Source organism: Pseudomonas sp. MONT-RG-20F-20-E-7-02, from assembly GCF_022662395.1.
Classification (GTDB): domain Bacteria; phylum Pseudomonadota; class Gammaproteobacteria; order Pseudomonadales; family Pseudomonadaceae; genus Aquipseudomonas.
Genome location: NZ_JAKNQN010000003.1, coordinates 275,820 through 296,828 on the forward strand (window position 1 = coordinate 275,820; position 21,009 = coordinate 296,828).

24 protein-coding genes and 1 tRNA gene are annotated in these 21,009 nt (G+C 61.3%); 5 read left to right on the forward strand and 20 right to left on the reverse strand.

The window, feature by feature from the left end; translation table 11 throughout:
* Window positions 1-16: 16 nt before the first annotated feature.
* From fos to L8I05_RS10300, 3 genes are all read left to right on the forward strand, one after another.
* Entirely contained in the window at window positions 17-427 is a 411-nt protein-coding gene (gene fos, locus L8I05_RS10290; RefSeq protein WP_242168734.1) for a fosfomycin resistance glutathione transferase, read from the forward strand.
* A gap of 54 nt (window positions 428-481) precedes the next feature.
* The gene (locus L8I05_RS10295) at window positions 482-1,123 is read left to right on the forward strand and encodes a LysE family translocator (RefSeq protein WP_242168736.1); all 642 of its coding nucleotides are present in this window, start codon (window positions 482-484) and stop codon (window positions 1,121-1,123) included.
* A gap of 119 nt (window positions 1,124-1,242) precedes the next feature.
* A complete protein-coding gene (locus tag L8I05_RS10300) occupies window positions 1,243-1,770 on the forward strand; it encodes a DUF4142 domain-containing protein (RefSeq protein ID WP_005785958.1) in 528 nt (175 codons plus the stop codon).
* 53 nt (window positions 1,771-1,823) lie between these two features.
* Here the strand turns inward: L8I05_RS10300 and L8I05_RS10305 are convergent, their stop codons facing one another.
* The 5 genes from L8I05_RS10305 to L8I05_RS10325 all read right to left on the reverse strand — a co-directional run bounded on the left by L8I05_RS10305 (window position 1,824) and on the right by L8I05_RS10325 (window position 4,631).
* Window positions 1,824-2,249 (reverse strand): low affinity iron permease family protein, encoded by a 426-nt coding sequence (locus tag L8I05_RS10305; protein WP_159954789.1) that lies wholly within the window; start codon window positions 2,247-2,249, stop codon window positions 1,824-1,826.
* A gap of 114 nt (window positions 2,250-2,363) precedes the next feature.
* Complete coding sequence (locus tag L8I05_RS10310) at window positions 2,364-2,864, reverse strand: methylated-DNA--[protein]-cysteine S-methyltransferase (protein WP_242168738.1); 501 nt, start codon at window positions 2,862-2,864, stop codon at window positions 2,364-2,366.
* 89 nt (window positions 2,865-2,953) lie between these two features.
* On the reverse strand, window positions 2,954-3,364 hold the full coding sequence (locus L8I05_RS10315) for a type II toxin-antitoxin system HicB family antitoxin (protein WP_159954791.1): 411 nt from the start codon (window positions 3,362-3,364) through the stop codon (window positions 2,954-2,956).
* A gap of 23 nt (window positions 3,365-3,387) precedes the next feature.
* Window positions 3,388-3,570 (reverse strand): type II toxin-antitoxin system HicA family toxin, encoded by a 183-nt coding sequence (locus L8I05_RS10320; protein ID WP_017736377.1) that lies wholly within the window; start codon window positions 3,568-3,570, stop codon window positions 3,388-3,390.
* A gap of 167 nt (window positions 3,571-3,737) precedes the next feature.
* A complete protein-coding gene (locus L8I05_RS10325; protein WP_242168740.1) occupies window positions 3,738-4,631 on the reverse strand; it encodes a LysR family transcriptional regulator in 894 nt (297 codons plus the stop codon).
* Window positions 4,632-4,726: 95 nt separating this feature from the next.
* Between L8I05_RS10325 and L8I05_RS10330 the strand changes: the two genes are divergently transcribed.
* Window positions 4,727-5,890: an MFS transporter gene (locus L8I05_RS10330; protein ID WP_242168742.1), complete on the forward strand. Its 1,164-nt coding sequence runs from the start codon at window positions 4,727-4,729 to the stop codon at window positions 5,888-5,890.
* Window positions 5,887-7,080, forward strand: coding sequence for an MFS transporter (locus L8I05_RS10335; RefSeq protein ID WP_242168744.1), 1,194 nt, complete (start codon window positions 5,887-5,889; stop codon window positions 7,078-7,080). The genes L8I05_RS10330 and L8I05_RS10335 overlap by 4 nt, the downstream gene beginning before the upstream one ends.
* 9 nt (window positions 7,081-7,089) lie before the next feature.
* On the opposite strand, the gene L8I05_RS10340 is transcribed toward L8I05_RS10335, so the two are convergent.
* The 15 genes from L8I05_RS10340 to L8I05_RS10410 form a co-directional block, all read right to left on the reverse strand.
* Window positions 7,090-7,380: a type II toxin-antitoxin system RelE/ParE family toxin gene (locus L8I05_RS10340; protein ID WP_242168746.1), complete on the reverse strand. Its 291-nt coding sequence runs from the start codon at window positions 7,378-7,380 to the stop codon at window positions 7,090-7,092.
* Window positions 7,373-7,618, reverse strand: a complete 246-nt coding sequence (locus L8I05_RS10345; protein ID WP_242168748.1) for a type II toxin-antitoxin system ParD family antitoxin — start codon at window positions 7,616-7,618, stop codon at window positions 7,373-7,375. The genes L8I05_RS10340 and L8I05_RS10345 overlap by 8 nt, the downstream gene beginning before the upstream one ends.
* A gap of 227 nt (window positions 7,619-7,845) precedes the next feature.
* A complete protein-coding gene (locus tag L8I05_RS10350; protein WP_242168750.1) occupies window positions 7,846-8,151 on the reverse strand; it encodes a DUF6482 family protein in 306 nt (101 codons plus the stop codon).
* Window positions 8,152-8,174: 23 nt separating this feature from the next.
* Window positions 8,175-8,699 carry a DUF3833 domain-containing protein gene (locus L8I05_RS10355; protein WP_177016159.1) on the reverse strand — a complete coding sequence of 175 codons (525 nt, stop codon included), beginning with the start codon at window positions 8,697-8,699 and terminating at the stop codon, window positions 8,175-8,177.
* A 204-nt stretch (window positions 8,700-8,903) separates the two neighbouring features.
* Window positions 8,904-8,977, reverse strand: a tRNA-Gly gene (locus tag L8I05_RS10360).
* Between the two features lie 185 nt (window positions 8,978-9,162).
* On the reverse strand, window positions 9,163-10,047 hold the full coding sequence (locus L8I05_RS10365; RefSeq protein WP_242168752.1) for an alpha/beta hydrolase: 885 nt from the start codon (window positions 10,045-10,047) through the stop codon (window positions 9,163-9,165).
* A 304-nt stretch (window positions 10,048-10,351) separates the two neighbouring features.
* Window positions 10,352-11,044, reverse strand: a complete 693-nt coding sequence (locus tag L8I05_RS10370) for a pseudouridine synthase (RefSeq protein WP_242168754.1) — start codon at window positions 11,042-11,044, stop codon at window positions 10,352-10,354.
* The gene (locus L8I05_RS10375; RefSeq protein WP_159954801.1) at window positions 11,044-11,256 is read right to left on the reverse strand and encodes a cysteine-rich CWC family protein; all 213 of its coding nucleotides are present in this window, start codon (window positions 11,254-11,256) and stop codon (window positions 11,044-11,046) included. Before L8I05_RS10375 ends, L8I05_RS10370 begins: the two co-directional genes overlap by 1 nt.
* A 51-nt stretch (window positions 11,257-11,307) precedes the next feature.
* Window positions 11,308-13,080: an allophanate hydrolase gene (gene atzF, locus L8I05_RS10380; RefSeq protein WP_242168756.1), complete on the reverse strand. Its 1,773-nt coding sequence runs from the start codon at window positions 13,078-13,080 to the stop codon at window positions 11,308-11,310.
* A gap of 28 nt (window positions 13,081-13,108) precedes the next feature.
* A complete protein-coding gene (gene uca, locus L8I05_RS10385) occupies window positions 13,109-16,747 on the reverse strand; it encodes an urea carboxylase (protein ID WP_242168758.1) in 3,639 nt (1,212 codons plus the stop codon).
* A 239-nt stretch (window positions 16,748-16,986) separates the two neighbouring features.
* On the reverse strand, window positions 16,987-17,616 hold the full coding sequence (locus L8I05_RS10390; RefSeq protein ID WP_159954804.1) for an urea amidolyase associated protein UAAP2: 630 nt from the start codon (window positions 17,614-17,616) through the stop codon (window positions 16,987-16,989).
* A 9-nt stretch (window positions 17,617-17,625) separates the two neighbouring features.
* Window positions 17,626-18,351, reverse strand: a complete 726-nt coding sequence (locus tag L8I05_RS10395) for an urea amidolyase associated protein UAAP1 (protein WP_242168760.1) — start codon at window positions 18,349-18,351, stop codon at window positions 17,626-17,628.
* On the reverse strand, window positions 18,348-19,112 hold the full coding sequence (locus L8I05_RS10400) for an ABC transporter ATP-binding protein (RefSeq protein WP_242168763.1): 765 nt from the start codon (window positions 19,110-19,112) through the stop codon (window positions 18,348-18,350). The genes L8I05_RS10395 and L8I05_RS10400 overlap by 4 nt, the downstream gene beginning before the upstream one ends.
* Window positions 19,109-19,924, reverse strand: a complete 816-nt coding sequence (locus tag L8I05_RS10405) for an ABC transporter permease (RefSeq protein ID WP_242168765.1) — start codon at window positions 19,922-19,924, stop codon at window positions 19,109-19,111. Before L8I05_RS10405 ends, L8I05_RS10400 begins: the two co-directional genes overlap by 4 nt.
* A 12-nt stretch (window positions 19,925-19,936) precedes the next feature.
* Complete coding sequence (locus tag L8I05_RS10410; protein WP_242168768.1) at window positions 19,937-21,007, reverse strand: putative urea ABC transporter substrate-binding protein; 1,071 nt, start codon at window positions 21,005-21,007, stop codon at window positions 19,937-19,939.
* Window positions 21,008-21,009 lie beyond the last annotated feature (2 nt).

The following is a 21,009-nucleotide window of genomic DNA, read 5'->3' on the forward strand; positions in this document are numbered from 1 at the left end:
ACAGGGAAAACAAAAAATGCTCTCAGGCTTCAACCACCTGACCCTTGCCGTCACCGATTTGAACCGCAGCGTCAGCTTCTATCATGACCTGCTGCAACTTCAGCTCGACGCCACGTGGGACAACGGCGCCTACCTCTCGTTGCCCGGTTTGTGGCTGTGTTTGTCGCTCGACCCTTTGCGCCCGACGGCACCGGCGGCGGAATACACTCACTATGCGTTTACGGCCGATGCTCGTGATTTCACTGCGTTAGTGGAGCGCCTGCGCGCCGCGCAGGTGCAAGAGTGGCGCGACAACCGCAGTGAAGGCGCCTCGTTCTATTTTCTCGACCCCGATGGGCACAAGCTCGAAGCCCATGTGGGCGATTTGGCATCGCGTCTGCAAGCCTGTCGTGCCAAGCCTTATGCTGGCATGAAGTTTTACCCTTAACGCCAGAACGTGCAGAATCCCTGCACCTCTCAACCGTCCGTCAGAGTCGCGACCATGACCCCATCCTTGCTGTTCGCCGTCCTCGCTTCAGGTTTTATCTACGGGATTACGCCGGGTCCTGGCGTGCTGGCCGTGTTCGGCATCGGTGCTGCGCGCGGCCGTCGCGCCGGGGCAGGTTTTTTGTGCGGGCATCTGCTCGGTGACGTGGTGTGGTGCAGTACCGCGCTGATCGCCATTGTGGGCGCGCGTGAAGTGGGCAGCAGTGCGTTTGATGTACTCGGCGTACTCAGCGGTTTGTACCTGTTCTGGCTCGGCTGGCGCGCCATTCGCACCCAGCGTCGCAGCAGCGATGCGCCACAGGGCGCGGCGCGGCATCCGTTCTGGCACGGTATCTTGTTCGGCCTGACCAACCCCAAGGCTTACCCGGTGGCCGTAGCGACATTTACGGCGCTTTTGTCCAGCCGTGCCGAGCTGCTGACGTGGGCGATGCTGCCGTCGCTGATCTTCCTGAGCTTTATTGGCGGCCTGCTGGCCTACGCGATTCTGATCGGCGTGGTGGGCGCCCAGCGCGTGCGCACGGTGTATCAGCGCCATGAAATCCTGATCACCAGGCTCTGCGGCGTGATGTTTATCGGCTTCGCCATTAATGCCCTGGCACACGCGTTGCCGGGTCTTTTTGGCAGCAAACCGGCCTGAAGTGATCACGACCGTTCGTCGCACTGGGAAGTTTTTTCTAAACCTTTGCCGCCCTGAAAATTCGAATTCAGGGCGGGGTGTATGTCCTCGCACTTATTTTTGCCCTGGAGGAACCCATCATGAGCCGCATGGCTATCCGGTTACGCACCGCCAGTTTCGCGATGCTGCTGGGCCTCGGCGCCAGCAATGCTTTCGCCCAGTCGCCTGCTGAATTCATCGAGCAGGCTTCGGCCAAAGGCATGGCCGATATCGAAACCAGTCGCATGGCCCACGCCAAGACCTCGTCCCAGGAAATCAAGGATTACACCATTGAGGTGATCAACGAACGCACTCTGGCTAATCAGCACTTGGCAGCGATTGCCAAGAAGCTCGACCTGCCGGTGGCGCCGCGCGAGAAGATCGTCGACAAGGCTGAAACCCTGATGCCTGAACTCAAGGACGGCGACTCCTTTGACGCCGCCTATACCGCGCAGCAGGTCAAGGAAAACGAAGACGCTATCGCCCTGTTCAAGAAAGAAGGCGCGGCTTCGGATGTGCCAGAGATAAAAGCCCTGGTGGACGAGACACTGCCTAAGCTGGAAGAGCGTTTGCAAAAAGCCCGCGCCCTGGCGTCGACCTACGGTAAAGGTCATCAAGGCGACGGTTGAGTCCGGCACTCGAAACAAGAACGGCGATTGGATGATTTCCAACCGCCGTTTTTTTATGCCTGGTTCAGATCGGTTTTGTTCTGCACGGCATCGTCCACTGTTTCACCGCAACTGCTGTTGAGGCTGACGCTGCCGGTGGCACCAATACTGCGGTATTCATTACGCAGTTTTTCCAGCTCTTTGCGGTCCAGGCCATCCAGGCTCAGTACGGCGTTCTGCGCATCCTTGGAGACGCGCAGCAATTCGTCGATCTTGATGTGCAGGATGTCATTGTCGCGGTTTTGCGTGTTCTGGATCAGGAACACCATCAGGAAGGTAATGATGGTGGTCGAGGTGTTGATGATCAGCTGCCAGGTGTCGTTATAGTGGAAGTACGGCCCGCTCAGGCTCCACAGGAAAATCAATGCAACGGCCGCATAGAACGTCCGGGCACTGCCTGCCCAGCGGGACAGAGATTGGGAGACTGCGGAGAATTTCATGACCGTTTTTTCCTTTACAGGTGGGTGATGAAATTATGGACCGCAGCCGTGCTTTGAAATTTCTTTTTACAATTTAGCGTGTGAACAAAGTTGTACGTTTTTGTCGCGCACGCCTTAGAACCCCAGTTCCGCTTGGCCCTTGCCTTCCAGCGCAAGCAAATACTGCTTGGCTTGCAGACCGCCGGCAAACCCGGTTAGCCCGCCTGACGCACCTATCACCCGGTGGCAGGGCGCAATGATCGAAATCGGATTGCGCCCGTTGGCAGCGCCCACCGCCCGCACGGCCTTGGGGTTGCCGATCTGCTGGGCGATCTGGCTGTAGCTGCGGGTTTCGCCAAAGGGGATGGTCAGCAGCGCCTGCCAGACCTGTTTTTGAAAGGCGGTGCCGGTGAAGTCCAGCTCCAGCTCGAATTGGTTGCGGGTGCCGGCGAAGTATTCACGCAACTGACGCTCGGCTTCCACTAGCACCGGGCTGTCGTTGGCTTCATGCAACTCACCCAAAGGCACGCGGTTGGCGCGTTCTTTTTCCCACAGGATGGCGTTGAGCTTGCCGTTGCGCGCCACCAGGGTGAGCTGGCCGACGGGGGAGGGCATGAACGTGTATTGATAGGGCATGATCGGGCTCCTTGGCGTGGGATGGTATTGGAATTTAGAGCACCTTGTTCAATTGGAAACTACGTTTCTTGCGATTGAATTCGGTTAGATCATCGGTCCTGTTGCAATACCTTCAGCGCGGCTGACGCCAGAAACCCCGAACGACTTTTTTCCTCCGGGTGGTTCAGCACATATTCATCAATGCGGTTCAACAGATAACCCGGCAAGGTAATGTTGAGCTTCTGCGCTTTGCCCAGGTATTTGGTGACATCTATGTCGACCACAGCCCAGGTGCAGCCAGCGTATTGGGGGTTGGCCGCGTGCAAGGTGACTTTTTGCGCCGTGGGAATCGGCGCGCCATCTTCCGCGAGGATCTCGAAATGCCCCTCGATGGCCTCCCGGGCCATGGCCATGGCCTCGTCCAGGTCATCGCCAGCTGAGTAGCAGCCAGGAATATCCGGGACTTCCACGCCCCAGGCGTGGTCCTCGTCACCGGTTGAAATTGCGATGGGGTAAAGCATGTTTATTGCCCTCCAGGGGACGGTCAGCTCAACAGGGCCTGTTTCAAAATGCTCTTGGCAGTCTTGTCCAACAGGTCCTTCTTTGGATGAGGAATCGTCACCAGGCCCGGTTTTGTCGGGTGCTTGAAGTGATGATGACTGCCTCGGGTGCGCACCAGATACCAGCCGTCCGCAACGATGTGACCTATCAAATATCGGCTATCCACAACACCTCCTTGTGGTGTGTGTTGGTGGTGACTATAACCACTGAATAAAAATTATCAACACTCTACCTACCGACGGTCGATGACCGGCGTTTCGGTAAGCGTTGAATGAAGTGTATGAGCGCCTGGGAATGGCGCCGGAGAGACGTATTGCGGGGTTTTTCGAGGTGTTACGCGGTATGTAAAACCTGCTCGAGAACGGCCAGAAATGCTTCAGCCAATACACTTTTCCGGGTTGCCGGCGTCAGTGCCAGCAATTGCGCACAGGCATCTGCTTCGATCATCGGTTTATAGGTCACGCCCTTGTTCATCAAACTTTGCGTACATTCAGGCACCAGTGCCACGCCTTGCCCGGCGGCAACCAGTGCAATGATCGAGGTGATCTGCCGCCCGGTCGGCCCGGCTCGCAGGGGCACGCCATGGTGTCGGTACAGCTGCTCAATGGACTGGTTCAGCCCCGACCCATAATCTGGCGGGAACAGGATCAATGGATAGGCATTGAGCTGGGCCAGGCTGACGTCGGCCAGTGCGGCCAACGGGCTGTCACTGGACACCGCCGCCACTAACCGCTCTTCACCCAGCGACAATGCGTGGACGTCTGCGGTTTGTGGCAACAGCCGGCTCAGCCCGATATCCAGCCGTCCATCCGCCAGCTGCGCGCCCAGGCTGCCCGAGGCGCACTCCACCAAGGTCAGCTGCACATCGGGAAAGCGCTGGGCGAAGGCCTGGATCGCCTGGCTGAACAGATCCGATAAAGCGATTGAGCTGACATACCCGAGTGCCAATTGGCCTGCGGTGCCCGCCGCCAATTTGCCAGCGATCACCTGCGCCAGTTCAACCTGCTCCAACACGCCGCGCGCGTAGGGCAAGAACGCACGGCCCTGGGCGGTGAGGGACACCGTCCGGCTGGTGCGATCAAACAGCTTGAAGCCCAGCTCCGTCTCCAACGCAGAAATCTGTCGGGTCAGCGGCGGCTGGGCCAGGTGCAGGCGAAGTGCAGCACGGCCGAAGTGCAATTCTTCGGCGACCGTCAGAAAGTAACGCAGCTTGCGTAGGTCGAGCATCCTGATCCTTGGGTATTGATCGGTTCGAAATCGGTATTGGTTTCAGACCCGTCGGCCATTCTATAAAGACCGTACAAAATAAAACGAGAGGTTTCATGAGAGCGCGCCTGCATTGTGCCCGCCTGGCCCTGTTTCTGTGTGGCTGCGCGGCGTTTCTGAATCTCTATGCGACCCAGAGCATCCTGCAAACCTTCGCCACGCAGTTTCATATCAGCGCCAAGGAAGCGGGGTGGAGCATCACGGTCACCACCTTGGCCGTGGCGATCACTGCGCCCTTTGTCAGCCGACTGACGGGGCGCTTTGAGCAGCGCACAGTGATCGCCGTGGCCGCGCTGTTGTTGGCGCTGCCGGCACTGATGACCGCCTATGCCGACAGCTTTGCCCAAGTGCTGGTGTGGCGGTTTGTGCAAGGCATGTTGATACCCGTGGTGTTTGCCACCAGCGTGGCCTACATCGGCGACCGTTGGCGTGGCGCAACGGTGACCGAGGTCACCAGCCTTTATGTGGCGGGCACTGTGCTGGGTGGGTTCGCCGGACGTTTCGTCACCGGCGTGATGACTGAATATGTCGGCTGGCGGGAAGCCTTTGAGTTGCTGGCGGCACTCAGCCTGATGGTCGGTGGGTTTATTCAGTTTCTGTTGCCCGCTAACCAGCCGCGAAGCGAGCGGCGCAAAGTCTCTTCCTCAGGCGTGTTTCGCCAACCTTTGCTGGCAGCGTACGCCGTAGGATTTTGCGTGTTGTTCTCCCAGGTCGCGGCGTTTACCTATGCCGGTTTGTACCTTGGCCTACCACCGTTCAACCTGGGGCCTGCGGCGCTGGGCACGCTTTACATGGTGTTCCTGCTGGCCTTGATCGTAATTCCTGTCGCAGGTCGCCTCAGCAAAGCTCGGCCCCACGCCGAACTGCTGGCGGTTGCCGCCGTGCTTGGCGTCAGTGGTTCGGCGCTGACCCTGGCACCGTCGCTGTGGTGCATCGTGGTGGGTTTGGCGCTCAGTTCCACTGGCGTGTTTCTCGCCCAGGCCGCCGCCAATGCCTTCATCAGCGCCACCGCCGGCGACAATAAATCTGGCGCGGTAGGGGTTTACCTTACGTGTTATTACCTGGGCGGCAGTTGCGGTGCCATCGCCCCTGCGTTGATCTGGGAGCATTGGGGCTGGGCGGGCTGCGTGGCGCTGATTATCGGTTTTCAAGTGTTGACCCTGCTGATCGCCCTGACCGGCTGGAAGCCCCTTAAACCTGAGCTGATCCAAACCCCATGAACGACACCGTTGCCTTGCCTGCCAACGAAACGTCCAGCCGCCGCCGTGCGCTGATCGCCGGCTGCAGCGCCCATGCGGTACACGATGGCCTGACTGACGTGATCTACGTGCAGCTGCCGATCTGGCAAGCGCAGTTCGCTCTTTCCTATGCCCAGATCGGCCTTTTGCGCGGTGCTTATTCCGGGATGATGGCCGTGTTCCAACTCATGGCCAGCCGCGCCGCCAAACGCTGGGGCCGCGTAACGTTGCTGGTCGGCGGCACTGCGCTGGCGGGTGTGGCGTACTTACTGGTCGGGCAAGCCACAGGGCTGATGATGTTGCTGTTGGCGTTGTTGCTCGGTGGGTTGGGCGCCAGCACCCAACACCCGCTGGCTTCCTCAATGATCACCGACGCTTATGAGGACGGCGGCGGAGTCAAGCAGGCCTTGTCCCAGTACAACTTCTGCGGCGATATCGGCAAAACCCTGATTCCAGGGTTGGTCGGCTTGCTACTCACCGTCATCAGCTGGCGCGCCAGTGCGACGTTGCTGGGGCTGCTTGGCTTGGTGGCAGCGGGGTTGTTGTGGTGGTTGGTGCCTGCGCCGGTTGCCGAATCCGGGGTCACAAAAAAAGCCAGGGCGCGCAGTGGGACGGGGTCAGTTACAGGGTTACGCGCCCTGATCCTCACCGGCACCCTCGACAGCGCTGTGCGCATGGGCTTTCTGACCTTTCTGCCATTTTTGCTGCAAGCCAAAGGCGCAGGAACAGCCGGCATCGGCCTGGCGCTGACGATGCTGTTCATTGGCGGCGCGTTCGGCAAATTGCTCTGCGGCTACCTCGGTGCCCGCATCGGCATGATGAAAACCGTCTGGCTGACGGAAACCAGCACGGCGCTGCTGATCGTCGCCGCCGTGTACCTGCCGTTGAGTGGCTTGATGGTGATGTTGCCGCTGCTGGGCTTGGCGCTGAACGGCACGTCTTCGGTGCTGTACGGCGCAGTGCCCGACTTGGCAGGCGCAGGCAAGCGCGAACAAGCCTTCGCGGTGTTCTACACCGGCACGATTGGCGGCGGCGCGCTGGCACCGGTGGTGTTTGGCGGCGTGGGGGATGCGCTGGGTGTGCCGGTGGCGGTAATGGTGCTGGCGGGGATGTTGTTGGTGACGTTGCCGTTGGCGTGGGTGGTGCGGCGGGGGACGAATGAGTCGAGTTGACCCTGGCAATTACATGATGCGCAATCTATCCATTCGATTGTGCAGGACACGCACGACCTTTATTCCATACGTGCTGATCTGAAAATAAATTGTGTGCCTCTCAATGATTTGGTGGCGGTAGCCTGGGCTGATGTCGTCGCAGGCTGGGGCAGCTTTTGGCTGTTGCGTCAGTTGCTCGAACGCCTTCGTCATGATGTCTATGTAACGGTCGGCCTGTTCGACTCCCCACGTCTGAGCGCTGTAAAACCAGATGCCTTCAAGGTCTCGCTCTGCTGCGGGTGTAAGTCGGTATTCAGCCATGGGTTTTTAACATTCTTCTCTTGAACTCATCGGGGTTGAATGGGCGAGGTTCGCCGCTGGACTCGCCTTCCCTCAACGCAGCTCGGATGGATTCAATTTCAGCGCTACGTTCTTGTTCACGCCTGATCAAATCACGGATGTATTCGCTGTCGTTGGTGTAATGGCCTGCTTCAATCTGCGCCTTGATCCAGCCGTCTTGCTGGTCGGTAACGGTGATGGTTTTACGTACGGTTCCCATTGGGAAATCTTCCTGCCATTAATTGATAGCGTAAAATCTATCATACTATTGGTGCAAAATCGTACGCTTGGGATGATTGGTCGTGTCAGCAGGCCGATATCAAAATGCTCTTTCTTAAAGCATCGTTACGATTAAGTTCGGGAGAATGACGCGAATGAAGAATTGATTTCAAACGATCTTTATGGGGTTTTATTACTTGGAATTGCCGGTGTCTCTTTGCGGCCCCTTCAGAACGATGTGCTCAACGTAAACGGAACACGCAACGCACCAATCGGCCCTTCCCGAACACCGCACATTTCATCGTGCACACAGTGCTGCACCAGCACGCACGGAAACGGCGGAACCCGTTGCAACAGGTTGCGCAAATGCGTGGTGGAGCCTATGCGCATTGGCTCGCCAACATCGTCCAAAAGCGTCATCTCGGCATGATCCAGCCTGACACGCGCGATGTAGAAGCCACCCTCCAGCGACAGCAACTCCAGCTCGCGTACCTCGCCGTTAACGGCCAATTCGGTCAGCATTTTCAAGTTCATGATTCAGCCTCACTGTGAGCCATTCATTGGCGCCGGAAGAACAACGTGACCTGGCCAAATTCGACGCCGAACTTGGTCATGCTGGAACGGTTGATCAAGGTGTCGTCGTCCATCAAGTACATCCAGTCATCAAAGCTGACCTCGTAGACCGAGCCGTCCACGGGTAGGTTGAGTCGATAGCGCCAACGCAGTGCGTTGCCTGCCACCTCTCCGATCGCCTCGCCGACCACATCGCCCGCCCGACCGCGCCAGCGTCCCGGGCCATCCGGTGTCAGCGTCCATACTCGCTGTTGGCGCGTGCCATCGCTGTAGAGGAAGCGCTCGTCGAGAATCAAGGCGTTGCCCTCGCGTCGGCTGGCGATATTGACCTCAAAGCGCTTGGCCACTTCCCCCGAGCGCTTCTGGAAAATCCCCCAGGCCTTGACGGGCTTGCTGAAGAAGCGCTCCAGGTCCAGTTGCGGCTTCTGGTCGGCGTAATGATCGACGCCTACGTTGCCGCAACTGCTCACACTCAACACCAGCAACAATGAAACCAATAGACGTGTCATGGCCAGATTCCGTGAACGTGATGGTGCGCGGCGAAGCGCCAACGCTTGTCACTGATACTTGTACATTAATATTGATTTGTACAGGTTTGCGCGAGACGAATGGCGAATTCTTCAAATCGCGCCCATAAAAAAACCGGCCACCAAGGGCCGGTTTTTTTATGCATCCTGCGCCAGAACTTTCCTGACGCAAGCGCTGAATCTGAGTGGAGCGGGTAGAGGGAATCGAACCCTCGTCGGAAGCTTGGGAAGCTACTGTTCTACCATTAAACTATACCCGCTCAGAGCGGCTGACTTTGTACCAGATGTTCGTCGAGATTTGAAGTTTTTCTTCGAAAAATGTGCGAGTTGCATCCACCAGGCGCCTGCGGGAGCTGGCTTGCCTGCGATAGCATCGCCGGGCCGTGACTGACCGACCACGGCACCTGCATCGCGGGCAAGCCCGGCTCCCACATGAGTGGTTAGTTCAGATTGCAAAGGCATGCTGACTCTGGCCCTGGTGATAACGCAACCGACTCACCTGCCGCTGGGGTTGCAAAAAGCCCACCACTGCATCACGGCTGTCGCGGCAGGCCGCCTTGTGCTCCATGTCCAGAAAGTGCCCGGTGGCCTGGACAGTGCTGAAGCTGCTGTTCGCCACGTGCTGGCCAAACAGCTTGGCATCCTCGGCGCTGGTGTATTCGTCCCATTCGCCATTTAAAAACAGCACTGGAATATTGATCTGCCGGGCGGCCTTGAGGTAGCACAAGCGGTCGCTGTTAAGCACATGGCTGATGTGAAAGTGCATCTGCCCATATTCGTGTTCGGCCAGGCTGCTCACGTGTTTGTAGTTGAAACGTTTGAACAGCGACGGCAGGTGCTTGCCGATGGTGCTGTTGACCAGGTGGCCGACGCGGTCGCGGTCGAGGTTGCCGAGGTAGTCGACGCCGCGCTCAAGGTAGTCGCGCATCGGTGCGTTGATCACCGGCGAGAACGAGCTGATCACCGCCTTTTCCACGCGGCGGGGCCGATGGGCCAGGGCAACCAGCGTGGCGGCACCGCCCCAGGAAAACGACAGCACGTGTTCGGCGGCGAAGTGGTCGATAAGCTCCAGCAGAATCTGGCCTTCGACTTCTTTCGTCAGCATCTGCTCATGGCGGTTATGGATTTTGGAGCGGCCAGCGTAGGGCTGGTCGTACAAAACCACGTTGAATTGCGGGTACAGGCTTTTCACGGTTTGGGCGAAAGAGGCCGTGGTGGCCATGGAGCCGTTGACCAGGATGATGGTCTTTTCAGCAGCATCCGCGCGATAGAACTCCGTGTAAACCCGATACTGACCCTGTATATCCAACACAGCGATTTCTGGCCTCATGTCGTAAGACTCCTGGCAAGCGGGTAGGGCGCGCAGATCACTCTGCACGAGCTTTATGACAGGTAGGCATACGCCTGGAAGATGAGCGCCCATGCCGGTCCGATGACGGTTGGCCGACGGCTGTTGTTATGGCGGGCTGTTTGCCTGAGAGGCCCGTGGATCAAGCGCGGGCGCGGCAAGGTGTTTCTTGGAGGTTATAGGCGACTCGCCAGTCATAATTTGGCTGACGTCTTGATTCAAGCAGTAGAGGTGCTACCTCGCAAGGCGCCGAACTGGTTTTTTGCCATCACCGGCCGAACGGTCGTCAGACTTGCGCGATTTCGTCGTCGGTCAACGCCCGATATTCGCCCGGCGCCAGCCAATCATCCAGTACCAAAGCCCCCATGCGCTCGCGGTGCAAGCCGATCACCTTGTTATCGAAATGCCCGAACATGCGCTTCACCTGGTGGTAACGGCCTTCGACGATGCTCAGCCGCGCCGTCTTCGGGCCCAACAGTTCCAGCTCGGCGGGTTGGGTGGTGAGGTCTTCGAACGCGAAATACACACCGGCTGCAAACGTCACCGCGTACTCCGGGGTGATGGCCTGCTCGGTTTCCACGCGGTAAACCTTGGGCAGCTTGGTTTGCGGCTGGGTCAGGCGTCGCGACCATTGGCCGTCGTTGGTGATCAGCATCAGCCCGGTGGTATTGAAATCCAGACGACCGGCGATATGCAGCTCGCCCTTGTCCGGTTCATCCAGCAAGTCGAGCACCGTCGGGTGCTGCGGGTCGGTGGTGGCGCTCACACAGCCTTGAGGTTTGTGCAGCATGAAATAGCGCGCCGGTTTGCCGACTTGCAGCACCTCATCGTCCACACACACGCGGCTGAACTCGCGCACTTCATGGTGCGGATCGCTGACGGCCACGCCATCGACCGTCACGCGTCGCTCAACCAGCAGCAGGCGTACTTGCTGACGGTTGAAACGCGGCAGGTTGCTGAGGAAACGATCAACGCGCATTACTTAGGCGTAGCCCCACGCAATTGCGCCTCCACCTGGGCACACCGTGGGCACAGGCAAGCGGTGTTGCGCAGTTCATCCGGCAGGGCTGCAAGCACCGCCGGGTCGATGGTGACGCTGTAGCACCAGCAGGCTTGATCGGCGGTGCGCGGATCGGCCAGGGTGCAGTCGTTGCGGGCACCGCAGGCGGGGCAGAGGGTTGGTGTGGTCATGTCGGTTCGTGCTGTATCGCGCAGTTCCCCGCACGATACAGCGCCGCCGCGCTATTGCAAGCTGCGCAGGTAGCCGCGCCAGCCGCCGAAGTGGCTGATGTCCACGGCGCCCGCCAGGCCGTAGGGTTCGCAGATGAAGCCGGTTTCCCAGCGCCCGTCCGCCAGTTGCACCTTGCCAAGCCCCAATGGCGCGGGGATGCCGGTGAGGAATGAGCCGAGTTCGCCGCTCGGCAGCTCCCACACTTCCACCTCGATGGCCACGCCGCCTTCGCTGACGCGCAGCATGCCAGGCCGATAGGGCGGCCCTCCGGCCAGGGCGAACAGTTGATAGTCCGACGAACTATGGGTGCACTCGAGCAAGCACGCCCCACGGCGCAGCAATTGCCCGTTAAGCGCCAGCCCTTGCAGGTGCGCGCCGCACACCACCAACCGCGTGCGGTCATGGCTGGCAGGGCATGGCGGCGCGCTGAGCGAAGCATCCTGCAGGCGCTGCAACGCGTCGGCCACGCCCAGCAGGTATTGATCGGTAAACGCCCGGCCAAACAACGTCACACCCCATGGCAACCCGTTTTCCATGAAACCGCTGGGCACGGCGACGGCGGCGTAGTCCAGCAGGTTCATGAAGTTGGTGTAGTAGCCCAGTTCGGCATTGCGCAGCACCGGTTCGGCACGCAGTTCTTCAAGCGTCACTGGGCGACCGATGGTTGGTGTCAGCACGCAATCGAGCCCGTCCAGCAAGCGGTCGCAGTGCGCTTTTAACGTTTGCAGACGGTATTGCGCGCGGAAGGTATCAACGCCGCTCACCGCAGGCGCCTTGGCCAGCACGGCACGAATCACCGGCAGCACCGCCTCGGGCTCACGTGCCATCAGTTCACCGGCGACGCTGTAGCGCTCGGCCACCCACGGCCCTTCATAGAGCAGGCGCGCGGCTTCGAGGAAGGGCGACAGGTCCAGCGTGACGGGTTCGCCGCCCAGCGCAATCAGGCGCTCGATGGCCTGCTGGAACAGCTGTGGGCCTTGCTCGCAGCCAAAGAACTCCAGGTCCTGAGTGCGTGGCACACCAAAGCGAAACGGCCGCGGCGCACCAAACGCCGAGGCGTCATTCCACGCCGGGTTCTGGCGGCTGTAGGCGTCCAGCGGGTCGAGCGTGGCGGTCAACGCCAGCAATTGGCTGGCCTCGCGCGCGGTGCGGGTAAAGGTGGTGACGCAATCCAGCGTGCGGCACGCCGGCACCACACCCGCCGTGGAGATCAGCCCTTTGCTCGCCTTGAGCCCCACCAGGTTATTCAGCGCGGCGGGCACACGCCCGGAACCGGCGGTGTCGGTGCCCAGGGCGAAACTCGCGACGCCCAGGGCGACGGCCAGCGACGACCCGGCACTGGAGCCGCCCGACGGGTACTCGGGCAGCACGCTGTTAGGGCAAGCGCCATACGGCGAACGGCTGCCATTGAGCCCGGTGGCGAACTGATCGAGGTTGGTCTTGCCCAACGGCACCGCGCCCAAGGCGATCAACTGCTCGACAATCGTCGCGCTGCGCGGCGGCACATAGGCAAACGCCGGGCACGCCGCCGTGGTGGGAATGCCCGCCAGGTCGATGTTGTCCTTGATCGCAAACGGCACGCCGAACAGCGGCAGTTCAGACGGCTCACGGGCGTCAAGTGCGGCCAGGTACGGCTCCAGTTCCGCCACGCTGAGCAGGTGAATAAACAGGTGATAATCGGGGTTCAACTGCGCGGCTTTTTCGCGCAGCTGCAGCAGTAATTCGCGCGGCGTGGTGTCGCCGCTGAGGTAGGCATTGCGCAGGTTGTCCAGTTGCAGATTCATGGCTTGTCCGCCTGTGTAAAAAGAAAAGTCAGTCACGTTCCAGCACCACCACCCGTTGCCCGGCGCCAATGCCGCTGCCGGGTTGCACCGGGATCTCGCGCACGGTGCCGGCGAAGGGCGCCACTACCGGAATTTCCATCTTCATGGACTCAAGAATCACCAGCACATCGCCCGCCGCAACCCGGTCCCCGGTCGTCACCTGAACCTGCCAGAGGTTGCCGGCGATCGGGCTGTCGACGCTGACCTCGTTGGCCAGCAGCGGCGTGGCTTCCCCCTGCGGCGCGGCCAGTTCTTCACTGTCGTAATGCGCCTGGCCACTGGCGATCCAGCGCTCGCGCTCGGCATTGAACGCGTGCTGTTGATGCTCACGAAACGCGCCGATGCTCGACGCTTCCCGCGCCAGAAACGCCTGGTAATCGGCCAGGTTCAATTGGCTGTGTTCGATGCTCAACGCGAAGCGTCCCAACGGGAAATCACGGCGGATCTGCACCAGTTCATCCGCACTCACCGGATAGAAGCGAATCTGGTCAAAGAACCGCAGCAACCACGGCTTGCCGTCAAACGCCGCGACTTCGCGATAGCGGTTCCACATCTGCAACGTGCGCCCCACAAACTGATAACCGCCCGGGCCTTCCATGCCGTAGACACACAGGTAGGCGCCGCCGATGCCCACCGAGTTTTCAGCGGTCCAGGTGCGCGCCGGGTTGTATTTGGTGGTGACCAGGCGGTGACGCGGGTCCAGCGGCGTGGCCACCGGCGCGCCGAGGTAGACGTCGCCCAGGCCCATCACCAGGTAGCTGGCGTCGAACACGGTGTGGCGCACTTCATCGAGGTTGGCCAGGTCGTTGATACGCCGGATGAACTCCAGGTTGCTCGGGCACCACGGCGCGTCCTTGCGCACGGTGGTCATGTATTTGTCGATCGCCAACTGGCACGCCGGGTCGTCCCACGACAACGGCAAGTGCACGACGCGCGAGGGCACTTGCAGGTTTTGCGTGGCGCACACGGCGGCCCACTCCTTGGTGATCAGCGGCAGCAAATCGGCCAGGGGCAGTTGTTCGGGCAGGTAGTGGATTTGCAGCGAGCGGATGCCGGGGGTCAGGTCGATCACGCCCTGCAAGGCACGGGTTTGCAGGGCTTGCATTAGCGCGTGGGCACGAAAGCGCAGCACCAGGTCGAGTTCGGGGGCGCCGATTTCCAATAGCAAATGGGTGTCGCCGGCGAGGCGCGCGACGAGGCGGATGTCGTCTTGCCCAATGTCCAACACCACCGGCGACTCAATCTTGTGTGGGCCTCGGTCAGTGTGGGAGCCGGGCTTGCCCGCGATGGCATCCATGCGGTCTGCCTGCAGTACCGAGTTGTCTGCATCGCCGGCAAACCAGCTCCCACATTGATCCCATTGCAAGGCGAGGTCGCGGGCGGTTTTGAGGTCCACGGGCTGGAAACGAATCTTGTCACCTGCCTTGAGTTGCCCGAGCTGCCACAAGTCCGCCTCAATCACCGTCACCGGGCACACAAACCCACCCAGGCTCGGCCCGTCCGGCCCCAGGATCACCGGCATGTCCCCGGTAAAATCCACTGCCCCAATTGCATAGGGATTGTCATGAATGTTCGACGGATGCAGCCCCGCTTCGCCGCCGTCCGTGCGTGCCCACGCTGGTTTGGGGCCGATCAGCCGCACGCCGGTGCGGCTGGAGTTGAAATGCACTTCCCACTGGGTGGCGAAGAAGGTGTCGATGTACTCCGGCAGGAAATATTCCGGCGCGCCGTGCGGGCCGTAAATGACCCGCAGCGTGCGCACGTCCGTCAGCGGTTCGGCGATCAACTGCTGCCCGGCGCTGGCGTCTGCCAATGGCAAAACATGCAACACATCACCCGCGCGTAAAGCCCGCCCGCCGTGCCCGCCAAACTGGCCGAGGGTGAAGGTGCTTTTGCTGCCCAGGTAGTCCGGCACTTGCAGCCCGCCACGCAGGCACAGGTAACTGCGCGCACCCGAACCTGCGAGTGTGCCAAGGCTCAATACCGCGCCCGGTTCTATCAGCAGCGCGGTGTTCATTGGCACCGCTTGGTCATTCAATAACAGCGGGATTTCTGCCCCGGTAACGGCGATCACCGCTGCACAATTGAAGCGCAACAATGGCCCGTTCATGGTGATTTCCAGCGCCGCCGCGCCGTCGCTGTTGCCCAGCAGGCGATTGCCCAGGCGCAGCGCGCGGCTGTCCATCGGCCCTGAGGGCGGCACGCCGACGGCCCAGTAGCCGAGGCGCCCAGGATAATCCTGCACACTGGTTTGCGTGCCGGCACTGAGCACTTCAAAGGTGTTTGCGCGGTAGACCAGGTCTTCCAGGCAGCGCGTCCATGGGCGGCCGCTGGCGAAGGGCGGGGCGAGCAGGATCTGGCGCAGGTAATCGCGGTTGGTTTCCACGCCGTAGAGCTGGCTGTCGCTCAATGCCTGATGCAAACCCAGGCGCGCCTGTTCGCGGGTCGGCGCCCAACGGATGAGCTTGGCGATCATCGGGTCGAAGTACGGCGCAATCTCGCAGCCGGCTTCGACCCACGTGTCGATGCGCAGCCCATCGGCAATCGGGAAGTCCACGCGGGTCAACAGGCCTGGGCTCGGTTGGAAATCCTTGCCCGGGTCTTCCGCATACAGCCGCGCCTGAATCGCATGGCCGTGGGGGTTCAATTCCAGGGTGTGCAACGGCGGCATTTCACCCGCCGCCAGCAGCACCATCCAGCGCACCAGGTCGACGCCCCAGACTTGCTCGGTCACGCCGTGTTCCACCTGCAGCCGCGTGTTCACTTCGAGGAAGTAGAAGCGGCCGTCGGCGCTGTCAAAGATGAATTCCACGGTGCCGGCGCTGCGGTAATTCACCGCCTTGGCCAGGGTGATGGCGGCCGCGCACAAGGCCTCGGCCATGCCGTCGGGCAGGTTCGGCGCGGGGGTTTCCTCGAGGACTTTCTGGTTACGCCGCTGCACGGAACAGTCGCGCACACCGAGGGCGACGACTTCACCCGCGCCGTCGCCGAACACCTGCACTTCGAGGTGGCGAGCGTGCTCGATGTACTTCTCGATAAACACACCGGCGTCGCTGAAATTGTTCTGCCCCAGGCGTTTGACCGCCTCGAACGACTCGCTCAATTCGGCCGCGCTGCGGCACACGCGCATGCCGATGCCGCCACCGCCGGCAGTGCTTTTGAGCATCACCGGGTAGCCCAGCGTGTCGGCGGCCAACAGCGCAGTGTCGAGGCTGTCGAGCAGTTCGGTGCCTTCCAGTAATGGAATGTGGTGGTGCTTGGCCAAGGCGCGCGCGGTGTGTTTGAGGCCGAACACCCGCAGCTGTTCGGGCGTGGGCCCGACGAAGGCGATACCGGCGCTTTCACAGGCTTGCGCGAAGGCGGCGTTTTCCGAGAGAAAGCCATAGCCGGGGTGTATGGCCGTGGCGCCACAGGCCTTGGCGGTGGCGAGGATCTTTTCCACCGCCAGGTAGGTGCCGGCTGCCGCGCCTTCACCGAGGCTGTAGGCTTCGTCGGCTTGCTGGATATGCAGGCTGGCCGCGTCGGCTTCGGCGTACACGGCGACGCCCTTGACGTGCAGCTCACGCAACGTGCGCAGGATGCGGCAGGCGATGGCGCCACGGTTGGCGATCAACAGTTTTTCGAACATGGCAAAACCCTGCGGGCCGTCCCGCAAAAGGATAAACACTGCGGTCGTCCGGAGTGCATGCGGTCAGTGTGGGAGCCGGGCTTGCCCGCGATGGCGGTGAGTCAGTTAACCCACTTTTAGCTGCTAGGCCGCAATCGCAGGCAAGCCAGCTCCCACAATTGATCTCTATTGTTTGTGCAGGCACTGCCCGGCTCGGGCTTGGCACAGGGCGAACAACCACTTACGCAACCGTTTCATTTTCAGTTCCATACCAGTAACTCCGCAGGGGTCGGGTTGTAGGCGTTGCACGGGTTGTTCAGTTGCGGGCAGTTGGAAATCAGCACGATCACGTCCATCTCGGCGCGTAAATCGACGTATTTGCCAGGGGCGGAAATGCCGTCTTCAAAGGTCAGCCCGCCATCGGCGGTGACCGGCACGTTCATGAAGAAATTGATGTTCGGCCCGATGTCGCCTTTGCCCAGGCGCCCATCGTGGGCGCAGGCGCGCAGGTAGTTGTCGCGGCAGCTGTGCATGTAGCGTTTTTCCAGGGCGTAGCGCACGGTGTTGCTCTCTTGGGCGCAGGCGCCGCCGAGGGTGTCGTGGCGCCCGCAGGTGTCTTCCACGATGGTCAGCATCGGTTGGCCGAGGTTGGAATACAGCACGCTGCCGGTGCTCAGGTACACGCGGTTTTGCCGACGCAAGGTGCGCTGCACGTCGTAGCGTTCCTTGGGGTTTTGGCGGCTGTAGAACAAGGTGTCGACGGCCTGGTTGCCCTCCAGGTCGAGGATGCGCAGGGTCTGGCCGGCCTTGACCTCCATCAGCCACGGCTCGCCCGCGGGAATGGTCGCGCGGTACACCGCGGCGTCGGGTTGTTTCAGTGCGATAGACATGGCAGCTCCTCAGGCGAACAGGCGGTCGGTGTTGATAAAGCCGCGCTCGTTTTCCGGGCGCGACGTGCGGCAGTGTTCGGCGACGCTGGGGTCGGCGTTCATCCAGCTCAGTTTCAGCGGTTGCGGGGCGTAGTTCGGGTTGGGGTCCATCGGGTGTTGCAGGGCGGTGAGCACCACCAACGTGTCCATCGGCGCGTAGAGTTCGATGTAGTCACCGGCCTTGGAATTGCCTGGTTCAAAGTGCAAACCACCGTCGCCATCAACGCTGACCCGGCTGAACAGGTTGAGGGGCATCAGCAGGTCGGAGAGCCCCAGGCCCCACTTGCCGAGTTCCACCAGCAGGTTGTCGGTGCCGTTGCGGAAAAAGCCGTTGCGCAGTTCCTGATAGCGCCCCTGGCCGTACTTCTCGGCCACCTCGGCGGCACACAACACGCCGCCGATGCTGTCGCTCCAGCCGCAGGTGTCGGCGGTGATGGCGGCCAGCACGCGGCCCATGTCCGAGTACAGGCAATGGCCGCGGGTGAGCTTGGCGGTGTGTTGGCATTTGAGGCTGTCGGGCAGGTTCAGGCGCTCGGTTTTTTCATTGGCATTGAGCAAGGTCAGGCTGACATTGGCGCCGCCGCGAATGTCGGTGAGGCGCAGCAGTTGGCCGCGCTTGAGCACGAAGGAACGGTGGCCGCCGCCGGGCAGCATTTCTTCGGCGAATGGCGGGAACAGTTGAGTCGAATCGTTCATTGGGCAGTGGCTCCAAGTTCGGCGGCGAGCGCTTTGCGGCGCGCGCTGTTCAAAGGGATGTCGTAGGTGATACGGGCGCCATAGGCGCCGGGGGCGTGGGGATCGACGCGGACTTTGTCGAAGACCAGCAAGCGCGTGCCGAGGCTGAAACCTTCGCTGAGGTCGTGGGTGACCATGAACACCGTCAGCCGGGTTTCGCGCCATAGCTCGAGCAACAGCTGGTGCATGTCTTTGCGAATGCCCGGGTCGAGGGCGCCGAAGGGTTCGTCCAGCAGCAATACGCGCGGTTTCATGATCAGCGCCTGGGCGATGGCCAGGCGTTGTTGCATGCCGCCCGAAAGCTGCGCCGGGTATTTGTCCAGGGCGTGGCCGAGGCCGACCTTGAGCAGCAACGCCGCCGCCTGTTCCCGGGCCTGCTGTTTGGCCTTGCCGAACAGCCGGCCGAGCAAGGGCGCGCGTGGCAACTCCAGCCCCAGGGCGACGTTGTCGAGCACGGTCAAATGCGGGAACACTGAGTAGCGCTGGAACACCACGCCACGGCTGGCATCCGGCTCGGCGGCGAGCGCTTGGCCGTCCAGCAGGATTTGGCCTTTGCTCGCGGTTTCCTGGCCCAGCAGCAGGCGCAGGAAGGTGGATTTACCGCAACCGGAGGTGCCGACCAGCGTGCAAAACTCGCCCTCGTCGACGCGCAGGTTAAGGCCTTCCAACACCACTTGGTCGCCGTAGCGCTGCCACACATTGTTGACGCTGATAAAGCTCATGCGCGCGCTCCTTCGTACCAGGGGAACGCACGGCGGGTGAGGGATTTCAGGCCCCAATCCATCAGCCAGGCGAGCAGGGTGATCCACACCACGTAGGGCAAGATCACATCCATCGCCAGGTAGCGGCGCACCAGGAAAATCCGGTAGCCCAAGCCGTCGGTGGAGGCGATTGCTTCGGCGGCGATCAGGAACAACCACGCCGAGCCGAGCATCAGCCGCAGCGAGATCAGCAGGCGTGGCAGCAATTGCGGCAGCACCACACGCAGCATCAGCGTCCAGGTGGAGGCGCCGAGGGTCTGTGCCTTGACCAGCAGCTCGACGGGAATTTCCCGCGCGCGCTGCTCCAGATCGCGGGCCAGGGCCGGGGTTATGCCGATGACGATGAGCATCACCTTGGACAATTCTCCCAGCCCGAACACGATGAACAGAATCGGCAGGACCGCCAGCGGCGGCACCATCGACAGCACGGTCAGCAGCGGCGACAGCGGCGCGCCAAACAGCGGCAGCGTGCCGGCGGCAATCCCCAGGCACAGGCCGGCGAGGGCGCTGATGCTTAAGCCCATGGCCAGGCGGCGCAGGCTGGAAGCGCTGTCTTGCCAGAGCACGTATTCGCCGGTGCGGGTGTCGGCGCTGAACGCCAGGCGCTTTATGGCGTCGCCCATTTGCATGGCGCTGGGCAGCAGCTTGTCGTTGGGGTTTTCCGCCAGGCGCTCCGCCGAGCCTACAAAGTAGGCGAACAGCAGCAACGCGAACGGCAGGATCACCAATAACAGGCGGCTGGAGCGTTCCGGGTGACGGTTGATCAGGCGCATGGCCGGGTCCTCTTACAGCGTGCCGTCGGCGGCCATCTGCACGTAGCGGGGGTCGAAGTGCAGCTTGAGGTTGGCGGTGTCGCCGCTGGTCACGCCATTGGCGAAGCTCATGCCGACGGCGCTGGTGTCCTTGGCGCCTTCGCCGAGCAGGCCGTGTTCAAACGAGAACTCGGCGACTTTGCGCATGGTCGCCGGCAACTGCGCACTGGTGGCGAAGGCCAGGGCTTCCTTGGGCGTGGCGAACAGCTTGGTGGTGTCCAGTTGCGCCTGGAAACCCTTGAGGTCGGTGCCGGAAGCCTTGGCCATGTGTTCCAGGGCGTCGGTGCTGGCGGCGTTTTTTGCGTTCATCAGCGCCACCACTTCAAACCAGGCGCCGGTGAGGGCTTTGCCCAGCGCCGGGTTGTCTTTGAGGACCTGGGTGTTGACCACCATCATGTCCATGATTTCGCCGGGCACTTTGCTCGAGTCGAAGACTTGCGTGACGCCAGGCTTGGCCTTGATCTCCGAGAGCATCGGGTTCCAGGTGGTGACGGCCTGCACTTGATTGGTGTTGAAGGCGGCGGCGATATCGGCGTCGGAGGTGTTGACCACTTTCAGGTCTTTTTCAGTCAGGTCGGCGGACTCCAGCGCGCGGGCCAGCAGGTAGTGGGAGACGGAGAGCTCCACCAGGTTGACGTTCATGCCCTTGAGGTCGGCCACGGTCTTGCCGGTGCCCTTGATCACCACACCGTCGTTGCCGTTGGAAAAGTCGCTGACCACCAGCGCGGTGCTGTCCACGCCACCGGCGGCCGGGATGGTCAGGGCGTCCATGTTGGTCATGGTGCAGCCGTCGAACTGGCCGGCGGTGTATTGGTTGATCGATTCGACATAGTCATTGAGCTGTACCATGTCGATCTTGATGCCGTACTTCTTCGCCCATTTGTCGAGGATGCCTTGGCTGCCGGCATACTCCCACGGCATCCAGCCGGCGTAGATGGTCCAGCACACACTGAAGTGGTCTTTGACGGCGGCGGCTTGGGTCTGGACGCTCAACACGGCGGCGAAGGCGGCGGCGAGCAAGGCGGGTAAACGCGGTAGTTGCATGG